General features: G+C 71.4%; 15 protein-coding genes. 11 read left to right on the top strand and 4 right to left on the bottom strand.

Annotated features, from left to right (window positions below; genetic code table 11):
• The first annotated feature begins 5 nt into the window (after positions 1-5).
• Entirely contained in the window at positions 6-518 is a 513-nt protein-coding gene (locus tag AAG827_RS11575) for a hypothetical protein (protein ID WP_341926136.1), read from the top strand.
• 65 nt (positions 519-583) lie between these two features.
• Here the strand turns inward: AAG827_RS11575 and AAG827_RS11570 are convergent, their stop codons facing one another.
• Positions 584-892, bottom strand: a complete 309-nt coding sequence (locus AAG827_RS11570) for a GIY-YIG nuclease family protein (protein ID WP_341926135.1) — start codon at positions 890-892, stop codon at positions 584-586.
• A 366-nt stretch (positions 893-1258) separates the two neighbouring features.
• Here AAG827_RS11570 and AAG827_RS11565 point away from each other — a divergent pair, with 366 nt between their 5' ends.
• From AAG827_RS11565 to AAG827_RS11530, 8 genes are read left to right on the top strand one after another with little or no spacing between them, the layout of a single operon-like run.
• On the top strand, positions 1259-2287 hold the full coding sequence (locus AAG827_RS11565) for a rod shape-determining protein (RefSeq protein ID WP_341926134.1): 1029 nt from the start codon (positions 1259-1261) through the stop codon (positions 2285-2287).
• Positions 2287-3219 (top strand): rod shape-determining protein MreC, encoded by a 933-nt coding sequence (mreC, locus tag AAG827_RS11560; protein ID WP_341926133.1) that lies wholly within the window; start codon positions 2287-2289, stop codon positions 3217-3219. Before AAG827_RS11565 ends, mreC begins: the two co-directional genes overlap by 1 nt.
• Positions 3216-3728 carry a rod shape-determining protein MreD gene (mreD, locus tag AAG827_RS11555; protein ID WP_341926132.1) on the top strand — a complete coding sequence of 171 codons (513 nt, stop codon included), beginning with the start codon at positions 3216-3218 and terminating at the stop codon, positions 3726-3728. Before mreC ends, mreD begins: the two co-directional genes overlap by 4 nt.
• Entirely contained in the window at positions 3725-5854 is a 2130-nt protein-coding gene (gene mrdA / locus AAG827_RS11550; RefSeq protein WP_341926131.1) for a penicillin-binding protein 2, read from the top strand. The genes mreD and mrdA overlap by 4 nt, the downstream gene beginning before the upstream one ends.
• Positions 5851-7092 carry a rod shape-determining protein RodA gene (gene rodA / locus AAG827_RS11545; RefSeq protein ID WP_341926130.1) on the top strand — a complete coding sequence of 414 codons (1242 nt, stop codon included), beginning with the start codon at positions 5851-5853 and terminating at the stop codon, positions 7090-7092. Before mrdA ends, rodA begins: the two co-directional genes overlap by 4 nt.
• Before the next feature lie 59 nt (positions 7093-7151).
• A complete protein-coding gene (locus AAG827_RS11540; RefSeq protein ID WP_341926129.1) occupies positions 7152-7709 on the top strand; it encodes a hypothetical protein in 558 nt (185 codons plus the stop codon).
• 38 nt (positions 7710-7747) lie between these two features.
• The gene (locus AAG827_RS11535; RefSeq protein ID WP_341926128.1) at positions 7748-8434 is read left to right on the top strand and encodes a YcnI family protein; all 687 of its coding nucleotides are present in this window, start codon (positions 7748-7750) and stop codon (positions 8432-8434) included.
• Positions 8431-10113 carry a copper resistance protein CopC gene (locus AAG827_RS11530; protein ID WP_341926127.1) on the top strand — a complete coding sequence of 561 codons (1683 nt, stop codon included), beginning with the start codon at positions 8431-8433 and terminating at the stop codon, positions 10111-10113. Before AAG827_RS11535 ends, AAG827_RS11530 begins: the two co-directional genes overlap by 4 nt.
• A 6-nt stretch (positions 10114-10119) precedes the next feature.
• On the opposite strand, the gene AAG827_RS11525 is transcribed toward AAG827_RS11530, so the two are convergent.
• Together AAG827_RS11525 and AAG827_RS11520 are read right to left on the bottom strand one after the other, a co-directional pair.
• Positions 10120-10998 (bottom strand): hypothetical protein, encoded by an 879-nt coding sequence (locus AAG827_RS11525; protein ID WP_341926126.1) that lies wholly within the window; start codon positions 10996-10998, stop codon positions 10120-10122.
• Positions 10995-12116, bottom strand: coding sequence for an ionic transporter y4hA (locus AAG827_RS11520; protein WP_341926125.1), 1122 nt, complete (start codon positions 12114-12116; stop codon positions 10995-10997). Before AAG827_RS11520 ends, AAG827_RS11525 begins: the two co-directional genes overlap by 4 nt.
• Positions 12117-12180: 64 nt before the next feature.
• Between AAG827_RS11520 and AAG827_RS11515 the strand changes: the two genes are divergently transcribed.
• A complete protein-coding gene (locus AAG827_RS11515; protein WP_341926124.1) occupies positions 12181-14121 on the top strand; it encodes a TIGR03960 family B12-binding radical SAM protein in 1941 nt (646 codons plus the stop codon).
• Between the two features lie 567 nt (positions 14122-14688).
• Positions 14689-15984 (top strand): HNH endonuclease signature motif containing protein, encoded by a 1296-nt coding sequence (locus AAG827_RS11510; RefSeq protein ID WP_341926123.1) that lies wholly within the window; start codon positions 14689-14691, stop codon positions 15982-15984.
• A 774-nt stretch (positions 15985-16758) separates the two neighbouring features.
• Here AAG827_RS11510 and AAG827_RS11505 read toward each other — a convergent pair.
• On the bottom strand, positions 16759-17255 hold a 497-nt coding region (locus AAG827_RS11505), incomplete at its 5' end, for a hypothetical protein (RefSeq protein ID WP_341926122.1).

Below are 17255 nucleotides of genomic sequence, written 5' to 3'. Positions count from 1 at the left end.
GACACGTGCTGGCAGGCTGGCTCTCGACGGTGCTGGTCCTCGGCGCCTGCGGATCGGGAGACGACGACGTGGTGGACAGTGTGGCCCTGGAGCAGCAGCGCGACCGGGCCCGCGCCTCGGCGAAGGCGCTGGTGACCGGGGCGGTCGACGCCCTCGGTGGGCGTGCGTCCCAGACGACCGGGCGCGTCGAGGGGTGCGAGTCGGCCTCCGAGGACGAGGTCCGCACCTTCCGCTACACCGCCACCGGGCGCGTCGACGCCGGAGCGGCTGCCACCCGCCCCTACCTCGACGGCCTCGTCCCGGTGATGGAGGCCGCCGGCTTCGCCGACCCCACCCCCGGCTCCCGCCCGGGTGGCTCGACCCTCGAGGGCACCTCCGGTGACCTGACCGCCACCCTCTCCGAGCTCCCCGGCCAGGGCGACTACGTCCTGCTCTCCGTCGAGGGTCCCTGCCTCGAGGTCCCCGAGGAGGACCGGCGCGACTGGCAGCGTCGTACGGACCCGGAGTCGTATCTCTGAGGCTCTCAACGGTGGTTGAGGTGTGAGGGCCGCCAGGCCCGAGCCTCGAAACCACTCCGATCTCGCTACTGCGAGCTCCGCCGACCCCGGGCTCGCACCGATGGTCGCCGCGAGAGGTCGGGAAGGTGGTCGAAGTCCCCGCGGATGAGAGCCTCGCGCTTGGCGCGGCTCCAGCCCAGGACGCGCTTCTCGAAGGCGAATGCTTCTGCGATCGAGTCGAACTCCGCGTTCCAGACGAGGACGACTGGCTGCCGGTGGCGCGTGTAGGCGGCCCCGCCCTCGTTGTTGTGCTGCCAGACGCGCAGGTCGATGTCCCACGTGCTTCCGACGTAGTAGCTGCCGTCGTTGCAGCGGAGGATGTAGGTGTGCGGCATCTTGCGAGGGTGGCTGTTGGTCGGCGCAGTCACACCTGGTGAGACCGCGGGTTGTGGATGGCCGTCTGCTCGGGTGGTTTCGAGGCTCGCTGCGCTCGCACCTCAACCACCGTGGTCGTCCGGCGCTCGCACCTCAACCACCGTGGGTGGTGGTTTCGAGGCTCGCTGCGCTCGCACCTCAACCACCGTGGTCGGCCGGCGCTGGCACCTCCACCACCGCAAGTCACATCAGCAACACGCGCAACGGCGTGCCTGCGCGGAGATCGCCGGGTCGGAACCTACGCTCGACCTCGGGTACGGCGAGGCGTGCGCGCGTCGTCCCCTCTTCCCCGAGCGCACGCTGCTAAGAGCTGCGAGGCGTTGGGCATGGCGAACAGCTTCATCGGCCGCGACATGGCGGTGGACCTCGGCACCGCCAACACGCTGGTCTACGTCCGGCGCAAGGGCGTGCTGCTGGACGAGCCGAGCGTGGTGGCGGTCAACGACACCACGGGCGAGATCCTGGCCGTCGGCCACGACGCCAAGCGGATGATCGGGCGCACGCCCGACAACATCACCGCGATCCGCCCACTCAAGGACGGCGTCATCGCCGACTTCGAGGCGACCGAGCAGATGCTGCGCTACTTCATCCAGCGCGTGCACCGCCGCCGCTACTTCGCCAAGCCCCGCATGGTCATCTGCGTGCCCAGCGGCATCACCGCCGTCGAGCAGCGCGCGGTCAAGGAGGCCGGCTACCAGGCCGGCGCCCGCCGGGTCTACATCGTCGAGGAGCCCATGGCCGCCGCGATCGGCGCCGGGCTGCCCGTGCACCAGGCCACCGGCAACATGGTCGTCGACGTCGGCGGCGGCACGACCGAGGTCGCCGTCATCTCGCTCGGCGGCATCGTGACCAGCCTGTCCATCCGCACGGCCGGCGACGAGCTCGACGCCGCGATCGTGACCTGGATGAAGAAGGAGCACTCCCTGATGCTGGGGGAGCGCACCGCCGAGGAGGTCAAGATGACCCTCGGCTCGGCCTTCCCGAGCGCCCAGGAGCCCGAGGCCGAGATCCGCGGGCGCGACATGATCACCGGTCTGCCGCGCACCGTCGTCGTCTCCGCCGCCGAGGTGCGCCAGGCCATCGAGGAGCCGCTGCACGCGATCGTCGACGCCGTGCGCGCGACGCTCGACCAGACCCCGCCCGAGCTGGCCGGCGACATCATGGACCGCGGCATCGTGCTGACCGGCGGCGGCGCCCTGCTCCGCGGCCTCGACGAGCGCCTGCGCCACGAGACCGGCATGCCCGTCCACGTCGCCGAGGACCCGCTGCTCTCCGTCGCCCTGGGCGCGGGCCGCTGCGTCGAGGAGTTCGAGGCGCTCCAGCAGGTGCTCGTCTCCGACGCGAGGCGCTTCTGATGGCCCTCGACCACCACCGCGAGCGTCGTTGGGGGAGCTCCGACCGCACCCCTGGTCGCGGGCAGCCGCCCCGCGCGCTCGTCGTCGCCCTGCTGCTGGCCTGCGCGACCTTGATCACCCTCGACTACCACGGCGGCTCCGACTCACCCGTCGAGCCGGTCCGTCGCGCCATGGGCGAGGTCTACGGGCCCGTCGAGGTCACCGCCGCGGCCGTCGTGCGTCCCGTCGCCGCGATCCCGCGCTGGTTCACCACCCACGACTCCATGCGCGCCGAGATCGACGACCTCGAGGCTGAGAATGCCTCGCTGCGCCAGCAGGTCAACACCGCCGGCTACGACCGCAACAAGCTCGCCGAGTACGACGGGCTGACGGCCGCCGCAGGCAACCTCGGCTATGCGCTGGTCCCGGCCCGCGTCGTGGGGATGGGCCCCTCGCAGTCCTTCTCCAGCACCGTGACCATCGACGCGGGTGCCCGCTCCGGCCTGCGCCCCGACATGACGGTCGTCAACAACGACGGGCTGGTCGGTCGCATCCTGCGGGTCACCGCCACCACCGCCACCGTCCTGCTGCTCATCGACGCCGACTCCGTCGTCGGCGGCCGCGTGGGCGAGAGCATGGAGATCGGGATGCTCCACGGCCGCGGGGTGCTCGGCGACGAGGGGCGTCTCGACCTCGACCTGATCGACGAGTCGGTCGTGCCCCGCAAGTTCGACACCGTCGTCACCTGGGGCAGCGAGAGCGGTGCCCCCTATGTCGCCGGCGTGCCCGTCGGTCGCATCTCCACCGTCTTCTCCAACCTGCGCGACTCCTCGCAGCGCGCGGTCATCGAGCCCTTCGTCGACTTCGGCGCGCTGGACCTCGTCGGTGTCGTGGTGCCCTCGGGCACCACGAGCGATCGTGCCGTGATCGAGGCCGACGGGAGCCTGCGATGACCTCCGTGCGTGCCCTCCTCGCCGTCGCCGCGGTCAGCCTCGCGCTGGTCCTCCAGGTCTCGGTGTTCTCCTACGTCTCGTGGCAGGGCGTCGTGCCCAACCTCGTGCTCCTGGTCGTCGTCGGCGCCGCGCTGGTGCGCGGCTCGCAGTTCGCGATGCTGCTGGGCTTCGGCGCGGGCGTGCTGCTCGACCTCGCACCCCCCGCCGACCACGTGGCCGGCCGCTGGGCGCTGGCGCTCGTGGTCGTCGGCTACGTCGCCGGCCGGGTCGCCCTCGACATCAAGCCCACCGTCACCGCCGCGCTGGCCACCGTCGCCGCATCGTCGTTCCTCGGCACCTCGGTCTTCGCGCTGAGCGGCCTGCTGCTGCGTGACCCGCCGCTCACCGTGCCCGACCTGCTCCAGGTGGTCGGCATCAGCGTGGTCTGGGACCTCGTGCTGACGCCGTTCGTCCTGCCGCTGGTGATGGTGATGTTCCAGCGGCTCGAGCCCGAGCGGGCGATGTCGTGACCTCCGCCCGACCGCAGGCCGCCCAGCGCAGCAAGCTGCGCCTGCTCGTCCTGCAGGCCCTGGTGTTCTCGCTGTTCGCGACCCTCTTCGTCCGGCTCTACTACCTCCAGGTGGTCTCCGGTGACGAATACACCGCGCAGGCCGCGGCCCAGTCGGTGCGCGAGATCGTCGTCCAGCCCCAGCGCGGCCTGATCGTCGACGACCAGGGCCGGCCCCTGGTCACCAACCGCACCTCGTGGGTCGTCTCGGTCGACCGAACGGTCGTCGACAAGATGACCGACGGCGTGCGCGCCAAGCTCGTCGAGCGCCTCGGCCGCGTCGTCGGCGAGCGCGCGAAGCGCATCGAGAAGCAGCTCGTCACGTGCGGCGAGGAGGGCAGCGTCTCGGGCCTGTGCTGGAACGGCTCGCCCTTCCAGGCCGTGCCCGTCGCCCAGGACGTGCCCCAGGACGTCGCGCTGCGCATCCTCGAGCAGCCCGAGGACTTCCCGGCCGTCGTGGTCGACCAGCAGACCGTGCGCTCCTACCCCCAGCCCTTCGGCATCAACCTCGCCCACGTCCTCGGCTACCTCAGCCCGATCACCGAGGAGGAGTACGACACCGCGCAGGACGACGGCGACCGCTCCGTCAACGGTGCCTCCGCGGTCGGTCGAGCCGGCGTCGAGAAGCAGTACGACCGGTGGTTGCGCGGGATGCCCGGCTACCGCTCGGTCGCCGTCGACTCGATGGGCCGCGTGCTCGGCGACGACGGCGAGGTCGAGAGCCAGCCCGGAGACACGCTCGTGACCTCCATCGACGCGAAGGTGCAGGGGGTCGTCGAGACCCAGCTCGAGGAGGCGATCGCGGTCGCCCGCGCCACGCGCGACACCGTGACCGGCAAGAACTACGTGGCCGACTCCGGCGCCGTCGTGGTGCTCGAGGCCGACACCGGTCGCGTGGTCGCGATGGCCAGCCAGCCGACGTACGACCCAGGCCTGTGGGTCGGCGGCATCACCAAGAAGCAGCTCTCGCGGCTCTACTCCGAGGCGGCCGGCACGCCGCTGCTGGGCCGCGCCACCCAGGGCCAGTTCGCCCCTGGGTCGACGTGGAAGCCGTTCATGACGGCCGGTGCGCTCAGCAACGGCTACAGCACCGACACGATGCTCAACTGCTCGTCGTTCCTCAGCGTCGGCAACCGCGACTTCAAGAACTACGAGTCCGGTGCCTACGGCTACATCAGCTTCGCCAAGGCCCTCGAGGTCTCCTGCAACACCTTCTTCTACCGCGTCGGCCTCGACTACTGGCAGCGCTACGGCTCCGACGTCGCCGACGTCGACGCCCGTGACCCGCTGGTCGAGGAGGCCAAGAAGTTCGGCTTCGGCCGCGAGACCGGCATCGACCTGCCCGGCGAGGCCTCGGGCCGGATCGCCGACCGCGCCTGGAAGCGGGCCTACTTCGAGTCGCAGAAGGACTACTACTGCGACCTCGCCGCCAAGCCGCAGACGGCCGACACCTCGGACTTCGTCTACCTCTTCGCCCGCGAGTTCTGCGCCGAGGGCTACGCCTACCGCGCCGGCGACGCGGTCAACTTCGCCATCGGCCAGGGAGACACGATCGTCACGCCGCTGCAGCTGGCGCGGGCCTACGCCGCGATCGCCAACGGCGGCACGCTCTACGCCCCGCGCATCGGCAAGGCCGTCGTCAGCTCCGACGGCACCGTCATCCGCAAGATCGCCCCCAAGAAGGTCGGTCAGGTGAAGGTGCCCGACGGCGTCTTCGGCTACATCGACGACGCCCTCAAGGGCGTCACCCGTCAGGGCACGATGGCCTGGCGGATGGTCGGCTTCCCCCTCGACGAGGTCGCGATCCGCTCCAAGACCGGCTCCGCGGAGGTCTACGGCAAGCAGTCGACGTCGTGGGTCGCGTCCTACTCCGACGACTACGTCGTGGTGATGATGGTCAGCCAGGGCGGCACCGGCTCCGGCACGTCCGGCCCGGCGATCCGCAAGATCTGGGAGGCGCTCTACGGCGTCACCGAGGAGGAGGTCCGCCCCGCTGACGCGGCGATCCCCGGCGTGACCCCGCCCCGCGGCCTGCCGACCTTCCGGCGTGACGGCTCGATCCTGCCCCCGGCGACGGAGAAGCGATGACCACCACCAGCATCCGACCCCCCTCCCGCTCCGCCGGTCGTCCTGCCGGTCGCTCACCGAGCCGCTCCAGCAGCCGGCTCAGCCAGGTCAACGGCATCGACTGGGTGCTGATGGGCGCCGTGCTCGCGCTCACCGTGCTCGGCACGCTGCTCGTCTGGTCGGCCACCAGCAACCGTGAGGACCTCACGGGCGGTGACTCCTCGGCCTACCTCGGCAAGCAGGTCATGAACGTCGCGATCGGGCTGGTCCTGATGGTGACCGTGATGGCCACCGACCACCGGTGGGTGCGGATCCTGACGCCGCTGGTCTACCTCGCGTCGGTCGTCGGCCTGGTGCTGGTGCTGACGATGGGCTCCACGATCAACGGCTCGCGCTCGTGGCTGATGGTCGGCGGCATGTCCATCCAGCCCTCGGAGCTCGCCAAGCTCGCCGTGGTCGTCGGGATGGCGCTTGTCGTCGCCGAGCGCGCCGACGCGCGCTGGCGCACCCGGGTCGGGACCGTCGACGTCCTCGCGATGCTCGGCGTCGCCGCCGTGCCCGCCACCTTGATCATGCTCCAACCCGACCTCGGCACGATGCTCGTCCTCGCGGCCACGGTCTTCGGCGTGCTCGCGGCCTCCGGTGCCCGGCGTCGCTGGCTGGTCCTGCTGGCCGGCGGGGGAGTCGCCGCCGCGGTCGCCGCGGTGTCCGCCGGGGCGCTGAAGGCCTACCAGGTCGACCGCTTCCTCGCCTTCACCAACCCCGATCTCGACCCGCGCGGAGCCGGCTACAACGTCGAGCAGGCCCGCATCGCGGTCGGCAACGGCGGGCTCTTCGGCCAGGGCCTCTTCGACGGCTCGCAGACGCGCTCGGGCTTCGTGCCCGAGCAGCACACCGACTTCGTCTTCACCGTCGCCGGTGAGGAGCTGGGCCTCGTCGGGGCCGGGCTGCTGATCGGCCTGCTCGTGGTCGTGCTGTGGCGTGCCCTCTCGATCGCGGCCCACACCGACGACGTCTTCGGTCGGATCGCCGCGGCCGGCATCGCCTGCTGGTTCGGCTTCCAGGCCTTCCAGAACATCGGGATGTGCGTCGGGATCATGCCGGTCACCGGCGTCCCGCTGCCCTTCGTGTCCTACGGCGGCAGCTCGATGTTCGCCGGGATGCTCGCGGTGGGCCTCCTGCAGAACATCCACCTCAGGGCGATCTCCGCCCCGGCCGCTCGCATGACGCCGACGCCCGGGGTGCTCGTCCGGTCCTGAGCCTGCGGCCGCGACGCCCGGCACCCGCTGAGGAGTGCCGGTCTGGGAGGATCGGCGCCATGCTGACCGTGCGCGAGGTCCCCCGGCGGGGCACCTCGCTGCGCATGGTCGTCGCCACGGTCGAGATCATGACCGGCACCCTGCTGGCCCACGCCTGGGCCGGCGGCGCGCTGCCGTCGCCGGCGTGGATCGGGATGATCGGGCTGCTCGTCGCCGGCGGCACGTGGGTGGTGCAGCGCGGTCGGGTGTCCCTGGCCGTCGCGGTCCCGGTCCTCTCAGCGGTCCAGCTGTTGCTGCACTGCTGGCTGATGACGTTGGTGCCCGCGGAGCCGATGGCCGGGATGGCCCATGGCTCCGGCGCCGGCGCGGTCGGTCATCTCGAGCTCACCACGCCCATGCTGCTGGCGCACGTCGCCTCCGCCGCGCTCACCGCGCTGGTGTGGACCGCGCGCCGCCGGGCGGTCGAGGTGCTGCTCACCTGGGTGCGTGCCGTCCGGGTGCCCGTGCCTGCCGTCCGGCCGCTCGCTCTCCCGTCAGTCCCGTCGTACGTCGTCGTCGAGGGGCTGCTCTGCGTCGCCCCGCGGCGTGGTCCGCCTGCGCTTCCCGCGCCCGCCTGACCACACCCGCACGACCAGACACGACTGAAGGAACCACCATGACCACCCGACGTACCCTCGCGCGCCTCGGCGCGCCCCTCGGCGCCGCCACGCTGCTCACCCTGGGCCTCGCCGGACCCGCCTCCGCCCACGTCACCATCACCCCGAGCGACACGGCGGCCGGTGCCTACACCGTCCTGACCGTCAGCAACGGGCACGGCTGCGAGGGCTCGCCCACCACCGAGCTCACCATCTCGATGCCGGAGGAGATCAACGCCGTCACGCCGACGCGCAACCCGCTCTACGACGTGACCAAGCAGATGCAGACGCTCGACGAGCCGATCACGGACGTGCACGGCAACACCATCACCGAGCGGGTCGAGTCGGTCGTCTACACCGCCAAGGCAGCGCTGCCCGAGGGCTACCGCGATGCCTTCGAGCTGTCGCTCCAGCTGCCCGAGACCCCCGGCGAGACCCTCGTCTTCCCGGTGATCCAGACCTGCGAGGAGGGCGAGACCCCCTGGGTCGAGGTGCCCACCGAGGGCCAGGACCCCGAGGAGCTCGAGCGTCCGGCACCGACGGTCACCATCACCGAGGCCACCGATGAGGAGATCGCCGAGCCCGCCGCGGTCGAGGCGGAGGACGCCGACGACAGCGACATGCTCGGCTACGCCGGTGTCGGCGTGGGCGCGCTCGGCCTGCTGGTCGGCGGCACCGCCCTGGCCCGCAGCCGTCGTACGTCTTGATCGACATCACCGACGTCCGGACGCGGCGGCGGCTCTGCGGAGCCGTCGCCGCGGTCCTGGCCGTGCTCGCCCTGCTGCTCGTCGGGGCGGCGCCGGCCTCCGCCCACGCCACGCTCGTCAGCTCCGACCCGGCGGAGGGCGAGGTCGTCGCGACCGTGCCCGACGTCGTGACCTTCACCTTCGACGAGCCGGTCAACCTGACCGCCGACGCCGTGCGGGTCTTCGACGCCGCCGGTGACCCCGTCGACTCGTCGGCGGAGGCCCGCGACACGGTGGTGACGGCCGACCTGCCCGACGAGCTCGACGACGGCACCTACGTCGTGACCTGGCGCGCGGTCTCCTCCGACGGCCACCCGATCTCGGGGTCCCTCACCTTCTCGATCGGTGCGCCCAGCGAGACCGTCGTCGCACCGCCGGTCGACGCCGCGCCCAGCAACGACCTGCGCAGCGACCTCAGCGTGGTCCAGGCGATCCAGTACGTCGGGCTGCTCCTCGCCGCCGGGCTCGTCGTCTTCGGCACCTGGATCGGGGGCGCCGTGATCCCGGCGAAGGCGCGGGTGCGGATCCGCCTGGTCGCCGGTGCGGCCGCCGGTGCCGCGGTCCTGGGGGCCGCCGGTGCGGTGCCGCTCGCCGGTGCCTACCAGCAGGGTCTCGGGCTCGAGGGTGCCGTCAGCGCCGCTGCCTTCGACCTCTCCCTGGTCGGCGACGACCTGCTCGTGCTGGTCCTCGTGGTCGTCGGACTCGGTCTGGCGGTCCTGGGGATCGGCGAGGTGTCGAGGGTCGGTCGACCGCGGCTCCTGGCCACGACAGGCGCGGCGGTCGCCGTGCTCGCCCCCGCCCTCGTGGGGCACACCCGGGCCTTTGAGCCGGTCACGCTGCTGGTCGTCACCGACGTCGTCCACCTGGCCGCCGGCGCGACCTGGCTCGGAGGGCTGGTCGGCCTGGCCATCACGCTGCCGCTCCTCGCGCACCGTGAGCGCGAGGCCGCCCTGGTCGTCAGCCGCTTCTCCAGCGCGGCCGCCGCCGTGCTGGTCCTCCTCGTCGCCACCGGATCCCTGATGGCGTGGCGCGTCCTGGGGTCATGGGCCGGCCTCGTGGACACGACGTACGGCACGCTGCTGCTGGTCAAGGTCGGCATCGCGCTGGTGGTCGTGGCGCTCGCCGCCCACAACCGCTTCCGGCTGCTCCCGCGGGCCCGCTCCGCGGTCGGTCACCGTGAGCGCACCGCCACCTACTCCGTCGTACGACGCACGGTGCTGGCCGAGGCCGGCCTGCTGGCCGTGCTGCTCGCCGTCACCGGCTTCCTGGTCAACCAGTCACCGCGAGGCGACGCAGCGGCCGCTGCAGCCGCCGCGCCCAGCCGCGTGACGACCGGGAGCCTCGAGGACTTCACGGTGCTCGCGACGCTGAGCCCGGGCAGCCGCGGCCCCAACACCCTGAGCCTCCAGCTCCAGGACCTCGCGGGGGAGCCCCTCGACGGCTTCGCGGCGCCCGAGGTCTCGGTGCGCTCGGCGCAGGCCGACGTCGACCTCGGGCTGGTGCCCGTGGTGCCGACCGCGGCCGGCACCTATGCCGCCGAGGTCGTCTTCCCGACCTCGGGGACCTGGGAGGTGCAGGTCAGCCTGCGGGAGTCGGAGTTCGCCAACCCGGTCACGACGCTGAGCGTCGAGGTGCGCTGAGCAGCCTCAGGCCACGGTGGCGGCGAACGGCACCTGGTGCACGAACCCGTCGACACGCACCTGCAGGAAGAACCGGTAGGTCCCGGGCTGGTCGAGCTCGGTGTGGAAGGTGAGCTCGTCGCCGTCCGCGCCGGGCTCGGCCGCGCCCAGCGGGTGCGCGTGGACGAACTCGCCGGTGCCGGTGTGGAAGCCGGTCAGGTGGGCGAAGGTGCCGAGGTAGCTGCCCAGCGCCACCTTCTCGCCCGCCACCGAGGCGACCGTGATCGTCATCTGCCCGTCCGGACCGGCCTCGAGCGTCTCGGGGGCCCGCACCGCGATCACGCCGTCGTCGCCAACCGCCGTGTCGCTGATCGTCACCGGGTCCCAGCGGCCGGGCACCAGCTCGGTGTCGCCGAGGACCACGTGGCTGCCGTCGGAGTCGGGCGTGGCGGGGGTGAACTCCGCGAGCAGGCGGTAGGAGCCGGGGGTCGCGAGCGCGACGCGAGCGGTCCAGGTGCCGTCCGCGGCCAACGTCGGGTGGAGGTGGCGGAAGTCGGCCAGGTCGCTGCGCACGACGTAGAGGTGGAGCTCCTTGGTCTGCTCCGGGGTGTAGTCGGTGAGTGGGCGACCGTCCTCGTCGAGGATGCGGAACGACACGTCACCCGGCTCCCCGGGCTCGGGCAGCGTGACGTCGGAGAGGCGGTAGCCACCGGCCTGAGGAGCCGTCCCGTCCCCGATGCGTACGCCGGTCCCGCCGCCGCTGTGCGTGTGCCCCGCGCCGTCCGTGGGTGGGCTCAGCACGATCCGACCGTCGTCGACGGGCTGCTCGTCGGCGCTGCAGCCGACGAGCAGGGCCGCGGCGACGAAGGAGGCCAGCAGGGCCGCGCGGGACCGGACGCGCGTCACGGCTGCATCGACAGGAAGAGGAACGTGGCGAAGAGCACCAGGTGCACGAAGCCCTGGAGCGCCTTGGCGCGCCCCTGGACGACGGTCAGGCCGGACACCACGACGGTGATGGCGAGCAGCACCATCTGGGTCGGCTCGAGACCGAGGGTCAGGGGACCGTCGATCCAGATCATCGCGACCGCGATGGTCGGGATGGTCAGCCCGATCGAGGCCATGGCCGAGCCGAGGGCGAGGTTGAGGCTGTTCTGCACGCGGTCGCGGGCTGCGTTGCGCAGCGCGGAGATCGACTCGGGAGCCAGCACCAGCAGCGCGATGACGACACCGACGACCGCGTAGGGGAAGCCGAGGCTCTCCACGCCGTCCTCGATCGTGGGGGAGAGCAGCTTGGCGAGTCCGACCACGGACACCAGGGACACGACGAGCAGACCGGCGCTGAGCAGGGCCTCCTGCTGGCTGGGCGGGTCGGCGTGCCCGTCCTCGTCCTCGTCGAGCAGCCCGGTCACGAGGCCCTGCTCGTCGCTGGAGACGGGGAGGAAGAAGTCACGGTGCCGGATGGTCTGGGTGAACACGAACGCGGCGTACAGCGCGAGCGAGGCGACGGCGGCGAAGGCCAGCTGCGAGGCGGAGTACTCCCGGCCGGCGGCCGACGTCGTGAAGCTCGGCAGCACCAGGCACACCGACGCGAGCGCGATCACGGTCGACAGCGCCGACCCGGTGCCGGCGGCGTTGAAGCTGACCAGGTGGTGCTTGGCGGCACCCACCAGCAGAGAGATGCCGACGATGCCGTTGAGCGTGATCATGATCGCGGCGAAGACGGTGTCGCGGGCGTAGGTGCTGGTGCCCTCTCCGCCACTGGTCATCAGCATGACGATCAGGCCGACCTCGATCACGGTGACCGCGACGGCCAGGATCAGCGACCCGAAGGGCTCCCCGACCTTGTGCGCCACGACCTCCGCGTGGTGCACGGCGCAGACCACCGAGGCGACCAGCGCGGCGGCGATCAGCACCAGCACCGGCCACGCCTCGTGGCTCGCCCAGGTGGCCGCCAGGACGACCAGCGCCACGATCGGCACCGCCACGGTCCACTGGAAGCGGCCACGGAGTGTCGTCGCTGTCATGAGGCAACCCTACGGAGCGCCGTCGGATCGGAGGTTCTCCCCCTGCGCCGTTAGTCTGGAGCCCATGTCCGCCAGCGTCTTCCCCCGTCTCGAGCCCCGCCTCTCCTCGGTCTCCAAGCCGATCCAGTACGTCGGGGGCGAGCTCAACTCGACCGTCAAGGAGTGGGACTGCGCCCTGGAGGGCGAGACGGTCCGCTGGGCGCTGATGTATCCCGACGCCTACGAGGTCGGCCTGCCCAACCAGGGCGTCCAGATCCTCTACGAGGTCCTCAACGAGCGCGACTGGATCGTCGCGGAGCGCACCTACGCCGTGTGGCCCGACATGGAGGCCATCATGCGCGAGGACGGCATCCCGCAGTTCACCGTCGACGCGCACCGCTCGGTCAAGGACTTCGACGTCTTCGGCCTGAGCTTCTCCACCGAGCTCGGCTACACCAACATGCTCAACGCCCTCGACCTCGCCGGCATCCCGCTGCACGCCGCCGACCGCACCGACGCCGACCCGGTGGTCCTCGCCGGTGGCCACGCGGCGTTCAACCCCGAGCCGATCGCCGCGTTCGTCGACGCCGCCGTGCTCGGTGACGGCGAGGAGGTCGTGCTCGCGATCTCCGAGGTCGTGCGCGAGTGGAAGACCGAGGGACGTCCGGGTGGGCGCGACGAGCTGCTGCGTCGTCTCGCGGTCACCGGCAACATCTACGTCCCGCGCTTCTACGACGTCACCTACGCCGCCGACGGCACCATCGAGGCCGTCGTGCCCAACCGCCCCGGCATCCCGCACCGCGTCACCAAGCACACGCTGATGGACCTCGATGCCTGGCCCTACCCGCGCAAGCCGCTGGTGCCGCTGGCCGAGACGGTGCACGAGCGCTTCTCCGTCGAGATCTTCCGTGGCTGCACCCGCGGCTGCCGCTTCTGCCAGGCCGGCATGATCACGCGACCGGTGCGTGAGCGGTCGATCAAGACCATCGGCGAGATGGTCGAGAACGGCATCCGGTCGACCGGCTTCGAGGAGGTCGGCCTGCTGTCGCTCTCGAGCGCCGACCACACCGAGATCGCCGACGTCGCCAAGGGCCTGGCCGACCGCTACGAGGGCACCAACGTGTCGCTCTCGCTGCCCAGCACGCGCGTCGACGCCTTCAACATCAACCTCGCCAACGAGTTCTCCCGCAACGGTCGCCGCTCCGGGCTCACCTTCGCGCCCGAGGGCGGCAGCGAGCGGATGCGCAAGGTCATCAACAAGATGGTGACCGAGGAAGACCTGATCCGCACGGTCTCCGCGGCCTACTCCCACGGCTGGCGCCAGGTGAAGCTCTACTTCATGTGCGGCCTGCCCACCGAGACCGACGAGGACGTCCTCCAGATCGCCGAGCTCGCCAAGCGCGTCATCGCCGAGGGCCGCGCGGTCTCCGGGCGCAACGACATCCGCTGCACGGTCTCCATCGGCGGCTTCGTCCCCAAGCCGCACACGCCCTTCCAGTGGGCCTCCCAGCTCGACCACGAGACCACCGACGCCCGCCTCAAGCAGCTGCGCGACATCGTGCGCGAGGACAAGAAGTACGGCCGCGCCATCGGCTTCCGCTACCACGACGGCAAGCCCGGCACGATCGAGGGACTGCTCAGCCGTGGCGACCGCCGCGTCGGCGCCGTCATCGAGCAGGTCTGGCGCGACGGCGGCCGCTTCGACGGCTGGAGCGAGCACTTCTCCTACGATCGCTGGCTCGAGGCGTCCACGACGGCTCTCGCCGGGACCGGCGTCGACCTCGACTGGTACACCACCCGCGAGCGCACCTACGACGAGGTCCTGCCCTGGGACCACCTCGACTCCGGCCTCGACAAGGACTGGCTCTGGGCCGACTGGGAGGACGCCATCGACCCGTCCTCCGAGACCGAGGTCGAGGACTGCCGCTGGACCCCCTGCTACGACTGCGGGGTGTGTCCCGAGATGGGCACCGAGATCCAGATCGGTCCCACGGGGCAGAAGCTGCTGCCGCTCGCCGTCGTCTGACCAGGCGCCCCACCGTCTCGGTGGTCGAGCCCGAGGAGCGCTAGCTGTGATGACGCGTCGAGACCTCTTTCGTTGGTCGAGCAGCGAGCGAAGCGAGGGGCCGTCGAGACCCAGGACGTATGCCGTGCCCCAAGACCCCAGGCACCTCACCGGGTCTCGACACCCTCGGGTCTAGCGGCCCTCGGGCTCGACCGACAAAGCCCGAGGAGCGTCAGCGACGAGGCGTCGAAACCCCGCCCTCCGTTGGTCGAGCAGCGAGCGAAGCGAGCGGCCGTCGAGACCCAGGACGTACGCCGTGCCCCAAGACCCAGGCACCTCACCGGGTCTCGACACCCTCGGGCCTAGGCGGCCCTCGCGGCTCGACCACCGAAACACTCGCTGGTCGGGCCCGAGGAGCGCCAGCGACGAGGCGTCGAGACCCGGCGAGCCGACAGACAGCCCCGACCCAAGCCCCGACCCAGACCGGCCAAAGATCGATCGAAAAAACTTTCCCTTGTCGTCTCAGCAAGCGAGATCTGAGGCGCCGAAACGGGCCCCACTGTCGGTGGCCACGGCTTCAATGGATCTATGGCCGCGCAGCCCGGGAGCGACGACAGCACCACCGTGCTGACCGCTGTCCGCGCGGTCCGAGCGGTGCGCGACCAGGCCGAGGTCGAGATCATCGAGTCCATCATCGACTGGTGCGTCCTCCACCAGACCGACGACGAAGACACCGCGTCCTTCGGCGACCACGGCATCCCCCTCGCCGGTCACGGCGCCCCCTGGGTGCTGGAGTCCGCGGTCCTCGAGCTCTGCGCCGCACTCGGTCAGTCCACCGACGCCGGCAAGCGCTACGTGGGCGCCGTCCTCGAGGTCCGCTACCGGTTGTCACGCACCTGGGAACGCGTCGCCGCCGGCGACCTCCCGTTCTGGCGCGCACGCTCCATCGCGGAGCAGACGATGTGCCTGCCCGAGCAGGGTGCCGCTCACGTGGACCGTCACGTCGCCCACGTCGCGCACCAGGTGTCCTACCTTCAGCTCAAGAGGCTCGTGGAGGAAGCGCAGGCCCGGTTCGACCCCGTCGAGGCCGAGAAGAAGGCCCGCGCTGCAGCCGACGGCCGGCACGTCTCGATCCACACCCACCAGGTCGGGATCAACGGCACCGTCGACGTCACCGGCACCCTTGACCTGCGCGACGCCCTCGACCTCGACGACGCCCTCAACCGCGGCGCCGCTGCCCTGGGTGCCGCCGGGTGCGCCGAGTCCCACGACGTACGCCGCTCCCTCGCCGCCGGGGACCTCGCCCGCGGCCAGGTGTCCCTGCCTTTCGACGACGCGGGCGGGCAGGAGTCGGTGGTGCCACCGCGCAGCCGGGTCGTGCTGCACGTCCACCTCGCTGAGGCAGCACTCGCCGGCGACGACACCGTCGAAGGATGTCTAGCCCGGGTGGAGAACACCCGGTCCCCGATCTGGGCCGACCGCGTCCGCGACTGGTGCGCCAGCCCCGACGTCCAGGTGATCGTGAAGCCAGTGATCGACCTTGCCGAGCAGATCAGCGTCACCGCCTACGAGATCCCCGACCGACTCCGGGCCCAGCGCGAGCTCATCGACCACCACTGCGTCTTCCCCTGGTGCACCCGACCCGCCAGGTCCAGCGACATCGACCACATCACCCCGCACGACCAGGGCGGGACCACGTCCACCGACAACACCGCGCCCCTGTGCCGAGGCCACCACCGCGCCAAGACCCACACGCGCTGGACCTACGACCGCCTCGACGACACCACCTACCTCTGGCGCTCACCCAACGGCTTGTTCTTCCGTCGCGACCACCACGGCACCACCCCCATCACCGGCCCGACCACCCCACCCGGCGAGACCTGACCCCACCGCCCCACACCCCGCCGACGGCGGGGTCACAGGCACGTCCACATCGGGGCGACGCCGGCGCGAGACGTGTCTCGGCGGCAAGTGACAGAGTCCAGCAGTGCGCATGACCTTTCCACCCGTCGACTTCCCGCTCTATGGGCTCGCGGCCGACCTGCAGCTGCCGGGGCGCCTGTGGAACGTCGAGGGCAAGCTCGGCGCACCCACGTGGGCACTGTGGTGGTGGTTCGGACGAGTGGCGGAGCCGACGCATGGCGAGGCGTGGGTGCAGGTGGGGTGCCTGCCGCGTGAGCGGCACGCCGAGGTGATGACCCCTCGAGGCGGTGACCCGGTCCGGGAGGTGGCGTTCGCTGCCGCGTTCGCCCTGACCAACGCGACCCTGCCGAGTGAGACCGAGCGGCCGGACGGCTACCTGGACGAGGTCGTCGACTTCGCCGGTCGACTGGCCGATGGCTACGAGCGGTGGACGAGCGTCACCTGGCGAGTCGACGGGCGCGCGGTCCCTGCCCGTCTGGTCCGCTGGGCCGGAGCGTGGGCTGGGTTCACCACGGCTGCCGCCGTCGTCGACCCTGGTGGCGGTCGGTCACGGCCTCGATGGAGCTCACCTGTCGCTGGTCGAGCTGGCCGACACGTCGGCCCTCCACCCACGGAGACGTCGTCACGGGCTCCTAGCCCCACCGCCGACCCCGCACGCAGCAGCTCCCCGCACCCACGGACGGGGTGCGGGGAGCTGTCGGTGCCCGAAGGGTGGAGCTCAGTGCGGTGGTGCGGTCAGCGCAGCGACTCGGTGAGGTCGGAGCCGTCCTCGGCGAAGGCGACGCAGGCCAGCTTGTCCCCGGAGTCGGGCTCGGCGGTCTGGGTCAGGCCGATGTAGTTGTAGCCCTCGGTGATGAAGGTGTTGAGCTCCTCGTCGCTGAAGGCGATCGCCTCGTCGCACAGCGTGTTGGAGGCGTCGTCGCCGAAGTCGGCCACGTCGTCGCCCGACAGGGTGACGGTCGCGAGGACCTCGCCGTCGTGCGCCTCGCCGCAGCCGACCTTCTTGATCTGGGATACGGCCTCGTCGGAGGCATCGAGCCCCTTGGCGGTGATGCAGTCGCCCTTCTTGAGGCTGTCGACCGACTCGCCGCCGAGGATGACGCCGGCGGCCACGAGGGCGATCAGCAAGATGACGACGATGATGTCGATCACGATGGCTGCGATGGCCAGGCCCTTGCCGCCGCCCTTCTTCGCGAGCACGACGATCGCGAGGACGAGGGAGACCAGGGTCG

This window comes from Nocardioides psychrotolerans (genome assembly GCF_943371775.1).
GTDB classification, from domain to species: domain Bacteria; phylum Actinomycetota; class Actinomycetes; order Propionibacteriales; family Nocardioidaceae; genus Nocardioides; species Nocardioides psychrotolerans_A.
Note: the sequence above shows the minus strand (reverse complement) of the source record. Positions and strands in the feature narration are given on the sequence as shown.